Genomic DNA, 17001 nt, shown 5'->3' on the forward strand with positions numbered 1-17001 from the left:
ACCCCTTTGACTGAACAGTTCCGCATCGAGCGCCCGCACTTCGACCCTGCCACGGGGCTGGCCAGATTTGGCTATCGCCTGGGCGACCTGCATTTCGTGGAAACCCTTGGGCTGCCGCCCGGCAGCGATGCCACGGCGGCCACCAGCGCCAATTTCATCAAGCTGCTCGACCTGACCGCGATTGTGCTGGGCGTCAGCTATTTCAAGCTGCGCGCGCCGTTTGCGATTGTGGCCGATGCCATTCCGCTGACGGAAAGCGAGCGCGCCTTTGCCATCGACATCTATGAGAATGGCCTGGGCGAATTCTACGCCCGCAACCAGTTGCAGCGCTTTGGCCGGCTGACCATCGACGCGCCCGACGACGCCAACGCCCCCCTGCCCCGTGTCCAGCTTCCGGAACGCACCTTGTTGCCGATCGGCGGCGGCAAGGACTCCTTGGTCAGCGTCGACCTGCTGACCCACACCGGCGTCCCCTTCACGCCCTTTGCCGTCAATCCCAAGGGGCCGATCCTGACCTCGGTTACCGCCATCGGCACCGATCCGGTCTATGTGACCCGCACGCTCGACGCCGAGATGATCCGCCTGGGCAAGGAACCGGGCTACTACAACGGCCATGTGCCCTCGACGGCCATCAACTCGATGATCGCCGCACTCTGCGCCCTGCTCTATGGCTACAACCAGATCGTGCTCAGCAATGAGCGCTCGGCCAGCGAGGGCAATGTCGAGTTCGACGGGCGCGAGACCAATCACCAGTATTCCAAGTCCCTGGGCTTCGAGCTGCGCATCGCCGGCATTCTGGCGGACGCCACCGGCGGCGCGCTGCAGTATTTCTCGCTGCTGCGGCCCTATTCGGAGGCCCGCATCGCCTCGCTGTTCACCCACGAGACCAAGTTCGACCACGTCTTTTCGAGCTGCAACCGCAATTTCCGCCTGACGGGCAATGACGGCCCGCTGTGGTGCGGCGAATGCCCCAAGTGCCACTTCGTCTTCCTGATCTTTGCGCCCTTCATGGCCAAGGACAGGCTGCTATCGATCTTCGGCAAGGACCTGCTCGACAATCCCGCGCACGAAGGCTCGTTCCGCGAACTGGCCGGGCTCGCCGGCCAAAAGCCATGGGAATGTGTCGGCGAAATCCTCGAGGCCGCAGCCTGCCTCTATACGTTGACCCGCCACGCCGACTGGCACGAGGCCGCCGTGGTCCGTGCGGTTAAAGCCGATCTCCTGGCCCAATATGGCGAGCCGCGCCTGCAGGCCGCCATGGCCGAATGCCTGACGGACAGCCACGACCACCACATTCCGCCCGCGCTGGCAGCAAAGGTGGCGGCCTATGCGGTTTGACGAACCCGTCCTGCTCTATGGCGCTGGCCGCGAGGCGCTATCCACCCGGGCCTTTCTCAAGGCACGCCAGCCGGACCTCAAGGTCTATGTGACCGTCGACAGCGGCACCGCCGACATTCCCGAGACGACGCCGGTCGCGCTCGAAGAGCTCCCCTCAGCGCTGCGCAACCATCTGGTCGGCCATATCATCAAGAGCCCGGGCGTGTCGCTCTACAAGCCCGTGTTCTCGATTGCCCGCGACGCCGGCATTGCCGTCACCTCGAACCTCAACCTCTGGGGCGGTGCCTACCGCAATGGCCGCACGGTGATCGCCATCACCGGCACCAAGGGCAAATCCACCACGGCCACGCTTGTCCACCTCATGCTGACCCGCTCGCGCATCGATGCGGGCCTGGCCGGCAATGTCGGGCTGGCGCCGCTCGACATCGCGGATCGCCACGCCGTGGTGATCTTTGAGCTGTCGAGCTATCAGACCGCCGACATGAACTTCCTGCCCGATATCGCGGCGGTGACCAATCTCTATCCCGAACATGTCGACTGGCATGGCTCGGTCGACACCTATTACCGTGACAAGCTGCACCTGATTGACCGCGATGGCGGCTTCCCGGTCGCCCTGGGCGCCGCCGCCAAGGGCAATACCCGCGTCGCCATGGCCGTGCGTGACCATCGCCGGCTGATCCGCGATCTCAGTGCCGATGAATTGTCGGCGGTGGATGCCGCCGTCGACCGCTCGCGGCTCAAGGGCGCACACAATCGCGACAATGCCCATCTCGCCGCGCAGATCGCCCTGGCCGCCGGCGGCACGCTGGACGGCATTGTCCAGGGCATTCGCGCCTTCTCGCCTTTGCCGCATCGGCTGGAAGAACATGAATTCGGCGCGACGCTGTTCGTCGACGATTCCATTTCCACCACGCCCGAGGCAACCAAGGCTGCCCTTGCCGCCTATGCCGGCCGGCGCCTTGCCCTGATTGCCGGTGGTCATGAACGTGAGCAGGACTACGCCGAACTGGCGCAGCGCCTGGTCGGCTACGGGGTGACAACCCTGGCCTGCCTGCCCGTTACCGGTGCGCGACTGGCCAGCGCCACGCGGAGCGCTGCACCCTATATCGGCGTCATCGAGGCGCCCGATCTTGCGGCAGCCATGCAGGCCCTGCGGGCGCGCAGCGACGATTTCGACACCGTGATCCTCTCGCCCGGCGCACCATCCTACAACCAGTTCAAGAATTTTGAGGAACGCGGCGACCGTTTCATCGCACTTGCGCGCGATCTGTTCGGTCCATCCACACCATGAACGGGGCCATCTATCTGGGCATTGCCATCGTCGGCGAGGTGATTGCCACCTCCTTCCTGCGCGCCTCGCAGGGATTTACGCAATTGGTTCCCAGCGTCGTGGTGGTGCTGGGCTATGGCATCACCTTCTACTTCTTCTCGCTGGCGCTGCAGACCATCCCCGTGGGTATTGGCTATGCCATATGGTCGGGCGTGGGCATCGTTCTGGTTTCGCTGATCGCCTATTTCGCCTATGGGCAGACCCTAGACCTGCCGGCGCTGATCGGCATGGCGCTGATCCTTGCCGGTGTCCTGGTCATCAATCTCTTCTCGCACTCCAGCGCGCACTAGAACCCATTGACCAGCGAAGCCTGCGGCACGCCGGCAGCCAGCAGGGCAATGCGCGCCTGCTCAATCAGTGCAGGGTCCGAAATTCGCTCGCGCAACCGGGGCAGAACGCCGGCAACGCGGAATGCCGGCACCTCCAGCACCTGCGCGACATAGCGGTTGACGATTGCCGGGTCGGCGGCGCGTTGCCCGGCCATGATGGCGAGGATCGGGCCCAGTTCCCGATCCGCGCGCGAATAGGATTCCGCGTAGATCGCCGCCAGCTCTGGCTTCCCCTGGCGCAGCGCCTCGAGCGCCGGCGCGCCGAAATACCAGTCTGGCGGATCGGCGGTACTGTCCAAGGCATCCTGCGCCATGGCGGCCGCATCGCCCACCTCGCCCGACAGCGCCAGTTGCAGCCCATAGGCAGCCAGGGCATCGGCATTGGCCGGATTGAGCTGCAGTGAAGAGCTGAAGGCAGCGCGCGCCCGCTCCGTCGCCCCGGCGGCCAGCCGCGTCCGCGCCAGCTGCTCCCAGACGAACGCACTGGTGGGGTCCGTCTGCAACGCCTTGTTGAGCAGGACTTCGGCGCGGCTGATGCTGACCGGGCTGGCAAAGCGGTCGCCATTTCCGGTGCCGAGCCGGTCGACAATCAGGCTTGCCTCGATGGCCAGCATGGCCGCTGACGGCTCACCCTGCAGGTGGAGCTTGGCCAGACAGGTCTGCACCAGCTCGGCAGCCGCCTGAGCGGCCGTGTCCCGGTAGCGGTGAAACATCATGGTACACAGATAGTCGGTAACCGGCCCATCTGGCAGCTGCGCCTCGTCCAGCAGCGCCTGCGCCTTGCGATGCAGCGGGCCGCGCGCACTGCCCAGGCGAAGGCTCAGCTGGCGCGACACATCATCCAGCACGCCGGGCTGGGTGGCGGCCTGGGCGGTTTCCGCGATGGACTGGTTCCACACTACAAGGCCCGAGTTGACGTCGGTGAGAATGGCACTGAACTGGACCATGTCGCCATCCGGCCGCACGATGCCGGTGAGCACATAGTCGGTTGCCGCATCGCCCATCGTCGCCGCGTCACCACCGCCGCCATAGCGGACGATCAATTCGTCGAACAGCTCAAGATCGGTGACCAGCTCAATGGCCAACCCGCCCGACGGTGCCACGAAGCCCTGCAGGCCACCCAGCGTCTGGAACTCCACAACTGTCAGGCTTGGCCGGTCCAGCGCATCGCCAGTGGCCTCCACACTGTCGCGCGGCCAGAACGCGACCAGGGCGAGCGACAGCACCAGAACGCCGGCAACCAGCATCATCAGCGCAAACCAGGACACGCCGAAGCTGTCGCCCTTGGCAACATTGACCGCCGGCAACGCGGGCATGGCACTGAGCGGCTCGGGCTCCCTAAGGGGAGGCAGCGACTCCTCCCGCTCCACCAGCTCCGGCACATAGCGCCCCACCGGCAGCCGGATGCGCAGCGTCTCGGCCGCCCCATCGGTGAGGTAGTATTGGTCCAGAAGGGCCCGCAGGCGACGGGCCTGCACGCGCACGATGGGGTCGGCCTGTGGATCAAAATCGGCTGGCCGGCCCAGAACATCCACGGCAATGGCATAGGCCTTGATCGCCTGTTCCTGCCCCTCCAGCTTGCGCCGGACAATGTAATCGAGAAATTTGGCCAGCTGCGGAGACCGCGCGATTTCGGGCCAAGTGAGCAATCGCTCCAAAGCCTGGATCGCTCTGTCATTTGATTGCGCCGGCTCGGCCACGACAGACTCCGCTTCTACTGTCGATTTGGCGCGATTTACATGTAAAACGCAAGCACAATTACACCCTGTTACGTGCGTTCCTCTAGCCGCCGAACGAATTGTGCGGCATAGCTAAGGGCATATAGTGCGGCGATGGAATTTATTAGACCTGCCGGGTTAGGCCCCCTGCAAGTCGCTTCGCCTTCTTCGACATCGCTTCCAGTCCAGCGTGGTTTTTTGCCCTGGCCGGTAGTTGCGTTTGAATTGTCCGAACGGCACGGACACATGAGGCACATTGTGAACGACGACAGTAGCAGCGCGCCTCAATTGGCGTTGATCGATGATGATTCCTTCTCGGCGGGCTTGTTGATGCGCACGCTGGAAGCGCAGGGCGGTCCGGAAATGCAGTGGTATGGCAATGCCGAGCGCGGCGCTGCCCTGCTGTCTGGCGTGCTGGGCGGGGCTCCCCGCCACTGGCCCTCGGCCGTCATCGTCGACCTCAAGGCCCATAGCGGCGCCAATCTGGAGTTCATCACCGCCATTCGGCGGCTGGTCGCCAGCAAGGGCATTTCCGTGCTGGTCATGACCGCCGCTGCCGATAGCGCTGCCCGCGCAGAGCTGATCGCGGCCGGTGCAGCAGCCGTCTTTACCCGCCATGCCGACGTCGCGGCCTATCGCGACGAAGCCATGGCCATTCTCGAATTCTGGTCGCTGTCTCAGCGGCCCGAAGCAGTTGGCATGTAGCGCCTGCGTCCACAGGTTGCATGTCAGGCCCGGAGGGGTGTCGCACGCGGTTCTCGGATCGTCTGCATTCCCAGGCATCCCCTCCGGCCATTATTTCCCGGCTGTTGAACCTCCTCCAGCAGTTGGGCCGGGCCTTCTTCCCGGAAGGCCCAGGTCGAAGCGCGACGTCACCTCCCTGTCGTCCGCGCACGGGGGGAGAAGCAGAGCTGAATGGGCGCTTGTCCCTCGAGCGCATCGCAGCACACCTGCTTCTCCCCGCGGCCACGCAAGGCACTAGGCTCCCCTCAGCACCATCTCCCCGCCCGCGGCCCGCACGTCCGGATCCGCAAGAATTGGCATCGCCCATGGCGCGATGAAAGCGGGGGGCGGCAGGATGATCCAGCCCTCCGCATCGCCGGCTGCACAATAGTCCTGCCCCGCCACGCCCAACGCCGTCAGGGCACAGACCAGGGCGGCACGATCATCGTGGTTTGTTACGCTGGCAAATGCTGCCGCGGACGCCCGACCCGGCAGATGGTGATGCAACAGACGCTCCAGCGTGCCGTCGGCCACGAGCGCAGTGTAGTAGCGATCCGAACGGCTGCCGCGCCCGCCCTTGTGCGGCGCCGGATCGCCCAGCATCAGGCCAAGGAAGCAATTGGGAAACGCCTCGGCAATGGCCAGCGGATGGATCGCCTGCGCATGGCGCGCCACCCCCACCCGTCCCGAGGCAATCACGTCGCGGGCACAGGCATTGGTGGCGCGATTGAGCAACCGGCCATTGCCGCTGTTGGACTGCGCCAGCTTGCCGATGGCCTCGCGCAGCGGACGGATGCTGAGCAGCCGCTCGGCCGCGCGATAGACATCGATTTCGCTGAGGTCGCCGCGCAACGGCCCATCGAACGCCGCCGCCAGCAGCGGCGTGTCGCCGATCACTCCAGCCAGGGTGGCCCGGCGATCATCGTCCTGCGCCGTAAACCGGGCGATGCGCCAATGCACCGATGAGCCATCCCAGCGCAGCAGGCACACCGCGCTCGAGCGCTGGCGCAGCGACCAGCCGATATCGACACCCAGGACCGCGCCGCTCCGCGGCAGCATCAGACTGTCTGCAGCCAGCCGCCGTCCACGAAATAGGTCGAGCCCGTCGAGTAGCTGGCCTTGTCCGAACACATGAAGACAAAGAAATTGGCCAGTTCTTCGGGCGTAGCGAAACGCTTCATGCCGCCGGCAGCGTCGGCGACGCCCTGCAGATGCGCCTGCCAGCCGTCTTCGCCGGCAATCTGCTTGGCCGTCTTGATCCAGTCCGGCGTCAGCACCAGGCCGGGGTTGATGGTGTTGACGCGGATATTGCTGCCCACCACCTCATTGGCCAGCGTCTTGGAAAACATCATCAAGGCGGCCTTGGTGGTGTTGTAGATCGGCTCATACCAGAGCGGCTGCACGGCACAGATCGAAGCATTGTGCAGCACCACGCCGCCGCCGCGCTTCTTCATGGTCGGCACCAACCCACGCGCCAGCCGCACGGCGGCCATCACATGCAGATCCCAGTAATACTGCCATTTGGCATCATCAGCCTCGGCAATGGTCTCATTGGAGCCCGTGCCGGCATTGTTGATCAGAATATCGGCGCCGCCAAAGGCCTTGATCGTGCCGGCGATCACCGCGTCGCACCCCTCTGCCGTCGCCACATCAGCCGCAATGGCCGTGGTGATGACGCCATAGCGATCCGCAATGCGCGAGGCTTCGTCATCGGCCCGATCACGATTGCGCCCGACCAGCACCAGATTGGCGCCCTCCGCCGCCAGCCCCTCGGCCACGGCCAGGCCAATGCCCACCGTGCCGCCCGTGATGACGGCGACCTTGTCGCGCAGGTTGAGATCCATGCTGTCCTCCCTCTGGTCGCCTCGATGCTTCCGCTAGTTGGCGACCCTGATCTGCAGTTTCACATCGCTCGGCCTTGCCTCGACCGCCCGGTCAAACGCCGCCTTGGAGTCTTCAAAGGCAAAGGTCTCCGAGATCAGCGGCTTGAGGTCGACCTTGCCCGAGGCGATCAGCGCAATGGCGCGATCATACTGATGGGCATAGCGGAAGACGTTCTCGATGCGCAGTTCCTTGACCGAGGCCCCGGCGACATCGACCGCCACCGGCTCGACCGGCAACCCGACCACGACGATGCAGCCGCCGGGACGCGGCAGGTCCATGATGGTCTTCCAGGCATGCGGCGACCCCGAGCACTCGAACACCACATCGGCGCCCCAGCCCTCGGTCAGCCGCGCCACCTCGGCCACGATGTTGCTGTCGCGGATATTGACCGGAATGATGCCCTGGTATTGCGCGGCAATGTCGAGCTTGGGCTGGGCCAGGTCGGCGACGATCACGCGGGCGCAGCCACCCGCCAGTGCCGCCAGCGCCACCATGGTGCCAATCGGCCCTGCACCGAGAACAACTGCGGTATCGCCGGGCGTGATGCGCGCCTTGGTGGCCGCCTGCATGCCCACTGCAAAAGGCTCCACCATCGCGCCTTCGGCAAAGCTGACGTGGTCGGGCAGCTTGAAGGTGTAATTGGCCGGATGCACCACTTCAGGCGTCAGCACACCATGCACCGGCGGCGTCGCCCAGAACTGCACGGCCGGATCAACATTATACATGCCCAGCCGGCTGGCGCGCGAATTGGCATCGGGAATGCCCGGCTCCATGCAGACCCGGTCGCCCACCTTGAGATGGGTGACACCCGCACCAACCTCAGTCACCGTGCCGGCCGCCTCATGCCCCAGCACCATGGGCGCATTGACGACAAAGGGGCCGATCTTGCCATGGGTGTAATAGTGCACATCCGAACCGCACACGCCCACGGTGTGGATGGCGATCTTGACCATGCCCGGGCCGACATCGAGCGGCATGTCGATCTCGCGCAGGGCCAGTTCGTGCTGGCGTTCAAGAACAAGGGCGCGCACTTTGGTCATGGTCATTTTCCCGAGGCATCACAGAGTTGCGGGCGCATCAAACCGTGATGCACCCGCCTCCGTTCTAGCCTGTTCCGTGCCCGCCGCGAAGGGCGCGCGACGGCCTTTGCGTTCGCTCCGGCGATCAGCCCGCCATCGCCTCGACCATTTCTGGCGGCTGCATGGCGCCCGTCATGATCGCCACGGCATCGGACATGGAATAGTCCTTGGGCCGGATCACGGCGATCCGCTTGCCCAGCCGGTGGATATGGATGCGATCCGCCACCTCGAACACATGCGGCATGTTGTGGCTGATCAGGATGATCGGAATGCCGCGTGAGCGGACATCCAGGATCAACTCGAGGACGCGCCGCGATTCCTTGACGCCCAGCGCTGCCGTCGGCTCGTCGAGGATGATGACCTTGGAGCCGAAAGCGGCCGCCCGGGCCACAGCCACGCCCTGCCGCTGCCCACCCGACAGGGTTTCGACCGCCTGGTTGATGTCTTGAATGGTCATCAGGCCCAGTTCGCTCAGCTTCTCGCGGGCAAACTTCTGCATGTGGCCACGGTCCATCATGCGGAGCAGCGACCCCAGCAGGCCGGATCGGCGCACCTCACGTCCCAGGAACATGTTGTCGGCAATCGAGAGGGCCGGCGACAGTGCCAGGTTCTGGTAAACCGTCTCGATCCCGGCGTTGCGCGCGTCCTCGGGCGAACGGAAATGCACCGGCTTGCCTTCGAAAGCGATTTCGCCGTGATCGGGAATGATTGCGCCGCTGATGGCCTTGATGAGGGTGGACTTGCCCGCACCATTGTCGCCGATCACGGCGAGGATTTCGCCGGGATAGAGATCGAAGTCCGCGCCGTTGAGCGCGACCACGGTGCCGTAGCGCTTGAGCAGGCCACGCGCTTTCAGGATTGGCTCGATATCGCTCATTGCGATGCCCTCCGCAGCCATTGATCAAGTGCAACAGCGATGATCACCAGCGTGCCCGCCGCGAACATCTGCCAATAGTCGTCCACCCCGGCCAGCGACAGGCCGGTGTTGAACACGCCAACAATGATGGCGCCGAGCACCGAGCCGACGATGGAACCGCGCCCACCAAAGAGCGACGTGCCGCCGATCACCACGGCGGTGATCGAGCCCAGATTGACCGTGTCAAAGGAGATTGGCGACACCGAGCCAACCCGGCCGATGGCGACCCAGCCAGCGAAGCCGCAGATCAGCCCGGCCAGCGCATAGACCGAGATCAGCGTCCGCCGCGTGCGAATGCCCGAAAGCCGCGCCGCATCAGGATCATCGCCAATGGCATGCACATGGCGCCCCCACGCGGTGCGATTGAGCATGTACCAGACGATGGCGGCCACCACCGCCAGCGAAATGGTGCCGTAGGTCAGCTTGAAGCCGCCGAAACGCACGGCCTCGCCGAACCACAACAGGCCCGGCGCCTTTTCGAGAATGTCGGCATTGCGGATCGATTCCGAATGCGAATACCAGAGCTTGAGCGCCGTAAAGATTGAGAGCGTGCCCAGTGTCACGATGAAGGGCGGCAGCTTGATGATGGCCACCAGCACGCCGTTGAGCCACCCCATCAGCGCGCCGAACATCATGCCCACCCCGATCGCAATCGGCAGCGGCACGCCCAGATTGACCGCCATATTGCCCATGATCAGCGAGGTGACCACCAGGATCGCGCCCACCGACAGGTCGATGCCAGCGGTCAGGATCACCAGCGTCTGGGCAATGGCAATGATGCCGGTGACGGTGATCTGCTGCAGGACCGTCGACAGGGCGCCCGGCCCCAGGAAACGCGGTGCAATCAGACCAAAGGCCGCGATGCTGACGATCAGCACCAGCGTAGGAATTGTTGTTGGATTGGTCCTGAGGAAAGACCGCACAATGTGAAACAGGCTTCTGTCGTCCCGCTCGAAGCTGGCGACGGATTTGTCTGCCTGGGCCAGTTTGGCCTCGAAGTCTGAAATGGTTTTGGTCGGCGCGTTGCTGTCGCTCATGGCTCTCCCTGCCCAATGCTGGCTGTCCGCCCTGTCAAGGCGCAGGCGGACAGGGGGCGACTGACACGCCGCCCCCTGCTCACGGTCTGGTCAGCGGGCCATTAGCCCCAGCAGAGCTCGGTGCCCTTGGTGCTGTCGATCGAGGGAACGCCATCGACAGGCTGGTCGGTGACCAGATTGACGCCGGTGTTAAAGAAGCTCAGGCCTTCGGTGGCCACGGGCTTGGTGCCGTCCTTGGCAAAGGCGGCAATGGCTTCCACGCCCTTGGATGCCATCAGCAGCGGGTACTGCTGCGAGGTGGCGCCGATCACGCCGGCCTTGACGTTGGCGATGCCGGGGCAACCGCCGTCGACCGAAACGATCAGCACGCCGGTCTTGCCGGCCTTGGTCAGGGCCTGGTAGGCGCCCTCGGCCGCCGGTTCGTTGATGGTGTAGACCACGTTCATGTCGGGGTCCTTGGCCAGCAGATTCTCAACCGAGGTCACGCCGCCTTCCGGATTTGCACCCGAGGATTCATGGCCGATCACGCGCGGGTCGGTCTCGGAGCCCATGACCTTGAGATCGGGCACGTCGATGCCGAAGCCGACCAGGAACCCGGTGTCACGCGCCACGTCCACCGAGATATTGTCCTTGTTGATGTCGAGCATGCCGATCTTGGCGGTCTTGACACCCTCCGGCCCAAGCTTGGCGGCAGCCCACTTGCCGATCAGCATGCCGGCTTCGAAGTTGTCCGTGGCAAAGGTCATGTCCTGCGCTTCAGGATCCGCCAGCGGCGTATCGAGCGCGATCACCAGGATGCCGGCAGCGCGCGCATCCTTGAGCAGCGGACCGACGGAGTCGTTGGAGGGCGTGATCAGAATGCCCTTGGCACCGGCCGCCATGCAGTTCTCGATGGCTGTCAGCTGCGGCGAGGCATCGCCATCCTTCTCACCGGCATAGGCCTTGAAATCGAGTCCGGCAGCCTTGGCGGCAGCTTCGGCGCCTTCCTTCATCTTCACGAAGAACGGATTGGTGTTGTTCTTGGTGATCAGGCAGGCCAGATCGGCCGCCATGACCGCCGGTGCGGAGAGAAAGGCACAGGCAGCAGCGCCCAGCAGCAGCGAAGTCTTGAATTTGGTCACGTCGGTTTCCTCCCAGGAAAATGGTCCCGGCGCGCAGCTGTTTTTGCTCAGTCTTGCGGGCCTTCGATCCGACGGCGGCAGGTCGCTGCCCGGTCCGTCGATCGGCCAGACACTACCAAGGCCAATCCATCTGTCAATAAGTTATTCCACCGGATTTATTTATTATCCGACTTTCTCTGTCTCGACCGCTCGGGGAGCCTGTATTGCAATCAAAACCCGCGATCCGGCGTCTGGAGGCATGCTGAAAGGGATTGCTTTCGCGCTGCGGATGCGGCCTAAAGCTGTGCGTTGCACTGCGCTGTGCAACCGAGGGGGACTTGTTGATGGTCATGGCGAATACCGCTGGCACCGGCACGGACAGCCTCAGCCGGGGCACAAATCAGTCAGGCGTGCGCCTGTACAACGAACGGCTGGTGCTCTCGCTGATCCGTCGCCACGGCGCCCTGCCCAAGGCCGACATTGCGCGCCGGACCGGCCTGTCGCCTCAGACCATTTCCACCATCGCCAATGCGCTGGAAGCCGATGGCATCCTGCTGCGCCTTGATCCGCTGCGCGGCAAGGTGGGCCAGCCTTTGGTCCCCTATGCGCTCAATCCCCGCGGCGCCTTCTTTCTCGGGCTCAAGATCGGCCGCCGCAGCTCCGACGTGGTGCTGATGGACTTCCTGGGCAATGTGCTCGGCCGCCTGCACGAGCCCCATCCCTACCCCACGCCCGAGATCATCGTCGACCTCGCGCGCCGTGGCATCGATGAACTGACGATCAGCCTCTCGGAAGGCGAACGCGCCCGCATCGCCGGCTTCGGCATTGCCGCGCCCTTCGAGCTCTGGAACTGGGAGTCCCAGATCGGGGCACCACCCGACGTTCTCGAAGCCTGGCGCAATGCGGACATGCGCGCCGCCATCGCCGCCATCTGTCCCTGGCCGGTCTATTTGCACAATGACGGCACCGCCGCCTGTGCGGCCGAACTGGTGCTCGGCAATGGCCAGCACGGCGACGATTTCCTCTATGTTTTCCTGGGCTCGTTCGTGGGCGGTGGCGTCGTGCTCAACAGCCACCTTTTCCCCGGTCGCACCGGCTATGCCGGGGCCCTGGCGCCCATGCCCATCGCCACGCCCTCCGGTTTCCAGCAGTTGATGAAGAGCGCCTCGATCTATGTGCTGGCCGAGGCGCTGGCCGCTGCCGGCAAGGACGCCAGCATATTGTGGCGCGATCCCAGTGACTGGGGCGAGATCGGCCCCGAGATCACGCAGTGGATTGCCGATGCAGCCCGCAGCCTTGCGGTGGCCTCCGTGAGTGCTGTCTCGATCATCGATTTCAGCACGATCGTCATCGACGGAGCCTTTCCCCCGGTGGTGCGCGCAGCGCTCGTCGCAGCGGTCCGCGAGGCTGTCGCGGGCTTTGACCGCCAGGGCCTTGCCCCCTTCGAAGTGGTTGAAGGCACCATTGGCTTTGGGGCCCGCGAGATCGGCGGCGCCTGCCTGCCGTTGCTGGCCAATTTCACCCAGGACCGTGAAGTGCTGTTCAAGGACAATATTCCGCCGCAGCACAATCATTAAGGCATTGCTGCAAAAAGGGATTTCCCCGCGGTAACAAGTCCTAAACTTCGTTGGGGTTAAACTGTGGACTGTACGTACACAAGATTGACCTATGCAGCCACCAAACCCCTCCGCCATCAGACGGCACGTGCCCGTGGCCGTGTTGCTGCCGGTCGTGCTGATGCTGGCCCTGGCCATCATCACCGTGCTGGGTTTTGTGGTGTGGTCCACAGCCAATATCGACCAGCGCTCGCTGGAGCGGCAGACCCAGTCCGTGTCGCGTGTGATTCAGGCGCGGCGCGACCAGATGCAGATGCAGGCTGCCAGCCTGGCCGTGTGGGATGAGACGCTGATCAATACCAAGCTGGCGTTCAACGCCAATTGGATCGAGCGCAATTTGGCCAGCCGCATGCATGCCAATTTCGGCTATGACGCCCTTGTGGTGGTGGACGAGGCCAACAACCCCACATACGCCATGGTGGACGGCTTTCCGGTCATCCTCCCCGAGAACGCCAGCAACAACACCCCCTACCGGACGCTGTTGGCCGATCTGCGCGCGACCCATCTGCAGGCCGCGCCCATCGGCACCGGGCAGCAGCCCGTCATCCTGACCGACTTCCTGCTGGTCGATGATCGCCCGGCCCTGGTCACGGCAGCCACCATCGTGTCCGATACCGGCGCGCTGCAACAGCAGCCGGGGACCGAATATGTGCTGGTCCTGACGCGCTTCCTCGACACCACGGTAGCGACCGAGATCAACCGCCAATACGCCATCGAAGCCGGTCACTTCACCATGACCAGCGGAACGGCGCCCGACCAGGCCGTCTACCCGATCGTCAACAATGCCGGCCGCTTCATCACCTTTTTCCAGTGGACGCTGGATCGTCCTGGCCAGACCGTGCTCAGCCAGACCATTCCCATGCTCAGCGTCACCTTCCTGGTCATCGGCGGCCTGGTCCTGCTGCTGCTCAACCAGTTGCGCCGCTATGCCGAGGCCCTCGAGGCCGGCAAGCACTTCAGCCGCTACCAGGCCAGCCACGACGAGCTGACCGGCCTGCCCAATCGCTCCAGCTTCGAGGCCGAACTGGCGCGGCGCCTCGATGGGCGCGGCCATGAGGTGGGCACCATCAGCCTCCTGATGCTTGACCTGGATCGCTTCAAGCAGGTCAACGACACCCTGGGCCACCAGGCCGGCGACGAGCTGATTTGCGCCGTCGCCGACAGGCTCCGCGCTGTGCTGGGCAAGGACACCTTGATCGCGCGCCTCGGTGGCGACGAATTCGGCATTGTGCTGGTGCACAACGCATCGGACACCGACCTGCCCCAGACCTCCCAGCGCGTCATCGATGCCATTGGCCAGCCCTTCGAGCTGCACCACTACAAGGCTCATGTCGGCGCCAGCATTGGCATCGTCAGCATCGACCGCGGCAGCGAAGAGGTCGGCTCCAGCGAGCTGATGCGCAAGGCCGACATCGCGCTCTACGAAGCCAAGGCCGGCGGACGCAACCGCGCCATGGTGTACGAGGAGCACATGAACGAGATGCTGCAGTTGCAGCACACGATCGAAGGCGAGCTGCGCGAGGCGCTGCAGCGCGACGACCAGCTGTCGGTGGTGTTCCAGCCGCTCGTCAGCCAGGAGACCCGCCGTGTCGTGGGCGCCGAGGCACTGTCGCGCTGGTCCCATCCCAAGTATGGACAGATCTCCCCGGCCCGCTTCATTCCGGTGGCAGAGAACACCGGGCTCATTGAAGCGCTGGGCGAGTTCGTGCTGCGCCGGGCCTGCGAACTGGGCGCCAATGCCCCCGGCCGCACCATTGCCGTCAACATCTCCCCCACCCAGCTGCGCAATCCGCAGTTCTCCCATGTCGTGTTCGACATTCTCCATCGCACCGGCATGCGCCCCAGCGATCTCGAGCTCGAGATCACCGAGTCCATCCTCCTCGACGACGAACATGTCTCATCGCAGAACCTGCGTACCTTCCGGACGGCCGGCATCAAGATCGCGCTCGATGACTTCGGCACCGGCTATTCATCGCTGAGCTATCTCAAGCGCTATCCGGTTGATCGCATCAAGATCGACCGGTCCTTCGTCAGCCAGCTGGCCGAGGGGCATGTCTCTGTGTCAATCACCCAGGCCATCGTCACCCTGGCCCATGCCATGGACATCGAGGTGACGGCTGAAGGCGTGGAAACCGAGATCCAGGCCACCATCCTCGGACAGATGGGCTGCAATGTGTTGCAGGGCTTCCTGTTTTCCTCCGGCGTCCCCCGCGAGAAGATCGTCGATGTCTTCGCCGATCCCGCCAATGCGCTGATGTCGCGCGGCGCCCGCAGCGTCAAGGCAATGGCTCGTTAACTGCCGCGCACGAATGAATTAGCAATTTACGTGGCCGTAAAGCGGCCCGGGGATAGTACCCCGGTGCAGCGCATCGCTTGGAGCCACACCTATGGAGACCAGTCGGGACAGGGAGCAGTTTGCGACGCGGGTGATCCTGCCCATCGTCGCCGCATTCGTGGTCACCATGACCGCCCTGGCCGGCTTTGTAGGCCTGGTGATCAACAGTGTCGACGCCGATGCCATCGAGCACCAGCGTCGCCTGGTCGCCCGGGCCCTCGAGACCTTTATCCGCACCGCAACCCACGGTCAGGATGACATTACCGCCTGGGACGCCCTGGTGACCGCAAGCCAGACACGCGATATCAACTGGCTGTCCGATACGCTGCTCTCGGAATCCTATGACTATCTGGGACAGACCGAACTCTATGTGGTGACGGCGGACGGCCAGCCCGTCTTTGCCGCTCGCCAGGGCCAGATGGTCGAGCCAGACAGCTTTCAGACCGTGCAGGTCCAGGCTGCTCCGCTGATGGCGCAGCTGTCCTCTGACAGCAACCGCCGGGCGCTCGATGCCTACCTGCAGGGCATTCGCGACGGCACGCCCCACGCCTTTGACGTGGCGGTGGTCAATGGCGTGCCTTCCATCCTGGTCGCCACCCCCATTGTTTCGGATACGATTGAAGCGCGCGTTGCTGGCGGGCCGCTGCTGATCACCGCCACGGCCCTGGATCGTAACCTGGGACAATCCATCGCCGAGCAGTTCATGCTGCGCGACGCGCACTTCAGCGACACGCCCGAATGGCCGTTTTCCGCCGCGGTCTTTCCGGTCGAGAACGCCAGTGGTGAGGTGGTGTCATGGTTCAAGTGGCTGCCGGCCCGCCCCGGCCGCAACATCATCGACTCCACGCTGCCCGCGCTGGGTGCAGCCATGGCGATCGTGGCCGTCATCATTGCTCTGCTGCTGCGCAATCTGCGGCGGGCATCGCGCCAGCTGCTTGCCGAGCGTGCCGATGCCAATCACCGGGCCCTGCATGATCCGCTGACTGGCCTGGGCAACCGCGCCATGTTCGAGAGCCGCCTCGCCGAGGCGTTGGCGGAAGCAGCGCCAGGCGCACGGCGGCTGGCGCTGCACTGCCTGGATCTCGACCGCTTCAAGCCCGTCAATGATACGCTCGGTCACAAGGCCGGCGACGACCTGCTGCAGCAGGTTTCACGGCGGATCAAGGCGCAGTTGGGCCCGCGCGATACGCTGGTGCGCCTGGGCGGCGATGAGTTCGCTATTATTCAGCCCGGCATTTCCGGCGCCGAGCAGCCCGCGGACCTTGCAGCCTGCATCATCGGTGTGGTTGGCCAACCCTTCGTCGTCCAGGGAAAGCGCGTCAACATTGGCATCAGCATCGGCATAGCCACCGTGCCCGAACATGCCCGGACAGAACTCGACTTGCTGATCTGTGCCGACACCGCCCTCTACCAGGCCAAGGCGGACGGCCGGAACCGCTACTGCTTTTTTAGCCCAGCCGAGACAGCCAGCGGCTCACCGGCAGAGCTCGGCAAGCGGCTTGCAACCGCCTTTGCCAAGCGCGGGATTGCCTGACACCCATGCCAGCCATGCCAGCGCGGCCTTGACGTCATGGGGTGCGGGACACCAGTGTCCCG

Annotated in this window: 14 protein-coding genes; 7 read left to right on the forward strand and 7 right to left on the reverse strand. The window is 64.4% G+C overall.

Annotated elements, in window-relative coordinates; translation table 11 throughout:
• Window positions 1-6: 6 nt before the first annotated feature.
• Genes K1177_RS10590 through K1177_RS10600 form a run of 3 tightly spaced genes read left to right on the forward strand, consistent with a single transcriptional unit; the run spans window position 7 to window position 2958 of the window.
• On the forward strand, window positions 7-1338 hold the full coding sequence (locus tag K1177_RS10590) for a hypothetical protein (protein ID WP_224703270.1): 1332 nt from the start codon (window positions 7-9) through the stop codon (window positions 1336-1338).
• Entirely contained in the window at window positions 1328-2629 is a 1302-nt protein-coding gene (gene murD, locus K1177_RS10595) for a UDP-N-acetylmuramoyl-L-alanine--D-glutamate ligase (protein WP_224703271.1), read from the forward strand. Before K1177_RS10590 ends, murD begins: the two co-directional genes overlap by 11 nt.
• Entirely contained in the window at window positions 2626-2958 is a 333-nt protein-coding gene (locus K1177_RS10600) for an SMR family transporter (RefSeq protein ID WP_224703272.1), read from the forward strand. The genes murD and K1177_RS10600 overlap by 4 nt, the downstream gene beginning before the upstream one ends.
• Here K1177_RS10600 and K1177_RS10605 read toward each other — a convergent pair.
• Window positions 2955-4646 carry a hypothetical protein gene (locus K1177_RS10605; protein WP_224703273.1) on the reverse strand — a complete coding sequence of 564 codons (1692 nt, stop codon included), beginning with the start codon at window positions 4644-4646 and terminating at the stop codon, window positions 2955-2957. The genes K1177_RS10600 and K1177_RS10605 overlap by 4 nt on opposite strands.
• A 327-nt stretch (window positions 4647-4973) precedes the next feature.
• Here K1177_RS10605 and K1177_RS10610 point away from each other — a divergent pair, with 327 nt between their 5' ends.
• The gene (locus tag K1177_RS10610; protein WP_224703274.1) at window positions 4974-5420 is read left to right on the forward strand and encodes a response regulator; all 447 of its coding nucleotides are present in this window, start codon (window positions 4974-4976) and stop codon (window positions 5418-5420) included.
• Between the two features lie 273 nt (window positions 5421-5693).
• On the opposite strand, the gene K1177_RS10615 is transcribed toward K1177_RS10610, so the two are convergent.
• The 6 genes from K1177_RS10615 to K1177_RS10640 form a co-directional block, all read right to left on the reverse strand.
• Window positions 5694-6497 carry a hypothetical protein gene (locus K1177_RS10615; RefSeq protein WP_224703275.1) on the reverse strand — a complete coding sequence of 268 codons (804 nt, stop codon included), beginning with the start codon at window positions 6495-6497 and terminating at the stop codon, window positions 5694-5696.
• A complete protein-coding gene (locus K1177_RS10620; protein ID WP_224703276.1) occupies window positions 6497-7282 on the reverse strand; it encodes an SDR family NAD(P)-dependent oxidoreductase in 786 nt (261 codons plus the stop codon). The genes K1177_RS10615 and K1177_RS10620 overlap by 1 nt, the downstream gene beginning before the upstream one ends.
• Window positions 7283-7315: 33 nt before the next feature.
• The gene (locus K1177_RS10625; RefSeq protein ID WP_224703277.1) at window positions 7316-8362 is read right to left on the reverse strand and encodes an NAD(P)-dependent alcohol dehydrogenase; all 1047 of its coding nucleotides are present in this window, start codon (window positions 8360-8362) and stop codon (window positions 7316-7318) included.
• Window positions 8363-8486: 124 nt separating this feature from the next.
• A complete protein-coding gene (locus tag K1177_RS10630) occupies window positions 8487-9278 on the reverse strand; it encodes an ATP-binding cassette domain-containing protein (protein WP_224703278.1) in 792 nt (263 codons plus the stop codon).
• The gene (locus tag K1177_RS10635; RefSeq protein WP_224703279.1) at window positions 9275-10354 is read right to left on the reverse strand and encodes an ABC transporter permease; all 1080 of its coding nucleotides are present in this window, start codon (window positions 10352-10354) and stop codon (window positions 9275-9277) included. The genes K1177_RS10630 and K1177_RS10635 overlap by 4 nt, the downstream gene beginning before the upstream one ends.
• Before the next feature lie 101 nt (window positions 10355-10455).
• Window positions 10456-11475: a substrate-binding domain-containing protein gene (locus K1177_RS10640; protein ID WP_396119950.1), complete on the reverse strand. Its 1020-nt coding sequence runs from the start codon at window positions 11473-11475 to the stop codon at window positions 10456-10458.
• A 329-nt stretch (window positions 11476-11804) separates the two neighbouring features.
• Between K1177_RS10640 and K1177_RS10645 the strand changes: the two genes are divergently transcribed.
• The 3 genes from K1177_RS10645 to K1177_RS10655 all read left to right on the forward strand — a co-directional run bounded on the left by K1177_RS10645 (window position 11805) and on the right by K1177_RS10655 (window position 16939).
• Window positions 11805-13031 (forward strand): ROK family transcriptional regulator, encoded by a 1227-nt coding sequence (locus K1177_RS10645; RefSeq protein ID WP_224703280.1) that lies wholly within the window; start codon window positions 11805-11807, stop codon window positions 13029-13031.
• Window positions 13032-13122: 91 nt separating this feature from the next.
• A complete protein-coding gene (locus K1177_RS10650; RefSeq protein WP_224703281.1) occupies window positions 13123-15366 on the forward strand; it encodes a putative bifunctional diguanylate cyclase/phosphodiesterase in 2244 nt (747 codons plus the stop codon).
• Window positions 15367-15457: 91 nt separating this feature from the next.
• On the forward strand, window positions 15458-16939 hold the full coding sequence (locus tag K1177_RS10655) for a diguanylate cyclase domain-containing protein (RefSeq protein WP_224703282.1): 1482 nt from the start codon (window positions 15458-15460) through the stop codon (window positions 16937-16939).
• Window positions 16940-17001: the final 62 nt, after the last annotated feature.

The organism is Devosia aquimaris, from assembly GCF_020169335.1.
GTDB lineage: Bacteria > Pseudomonadota > Alphaproteobacteria > Rhizobiales > Devosiaceae > Devosia > Devosia aquimaris.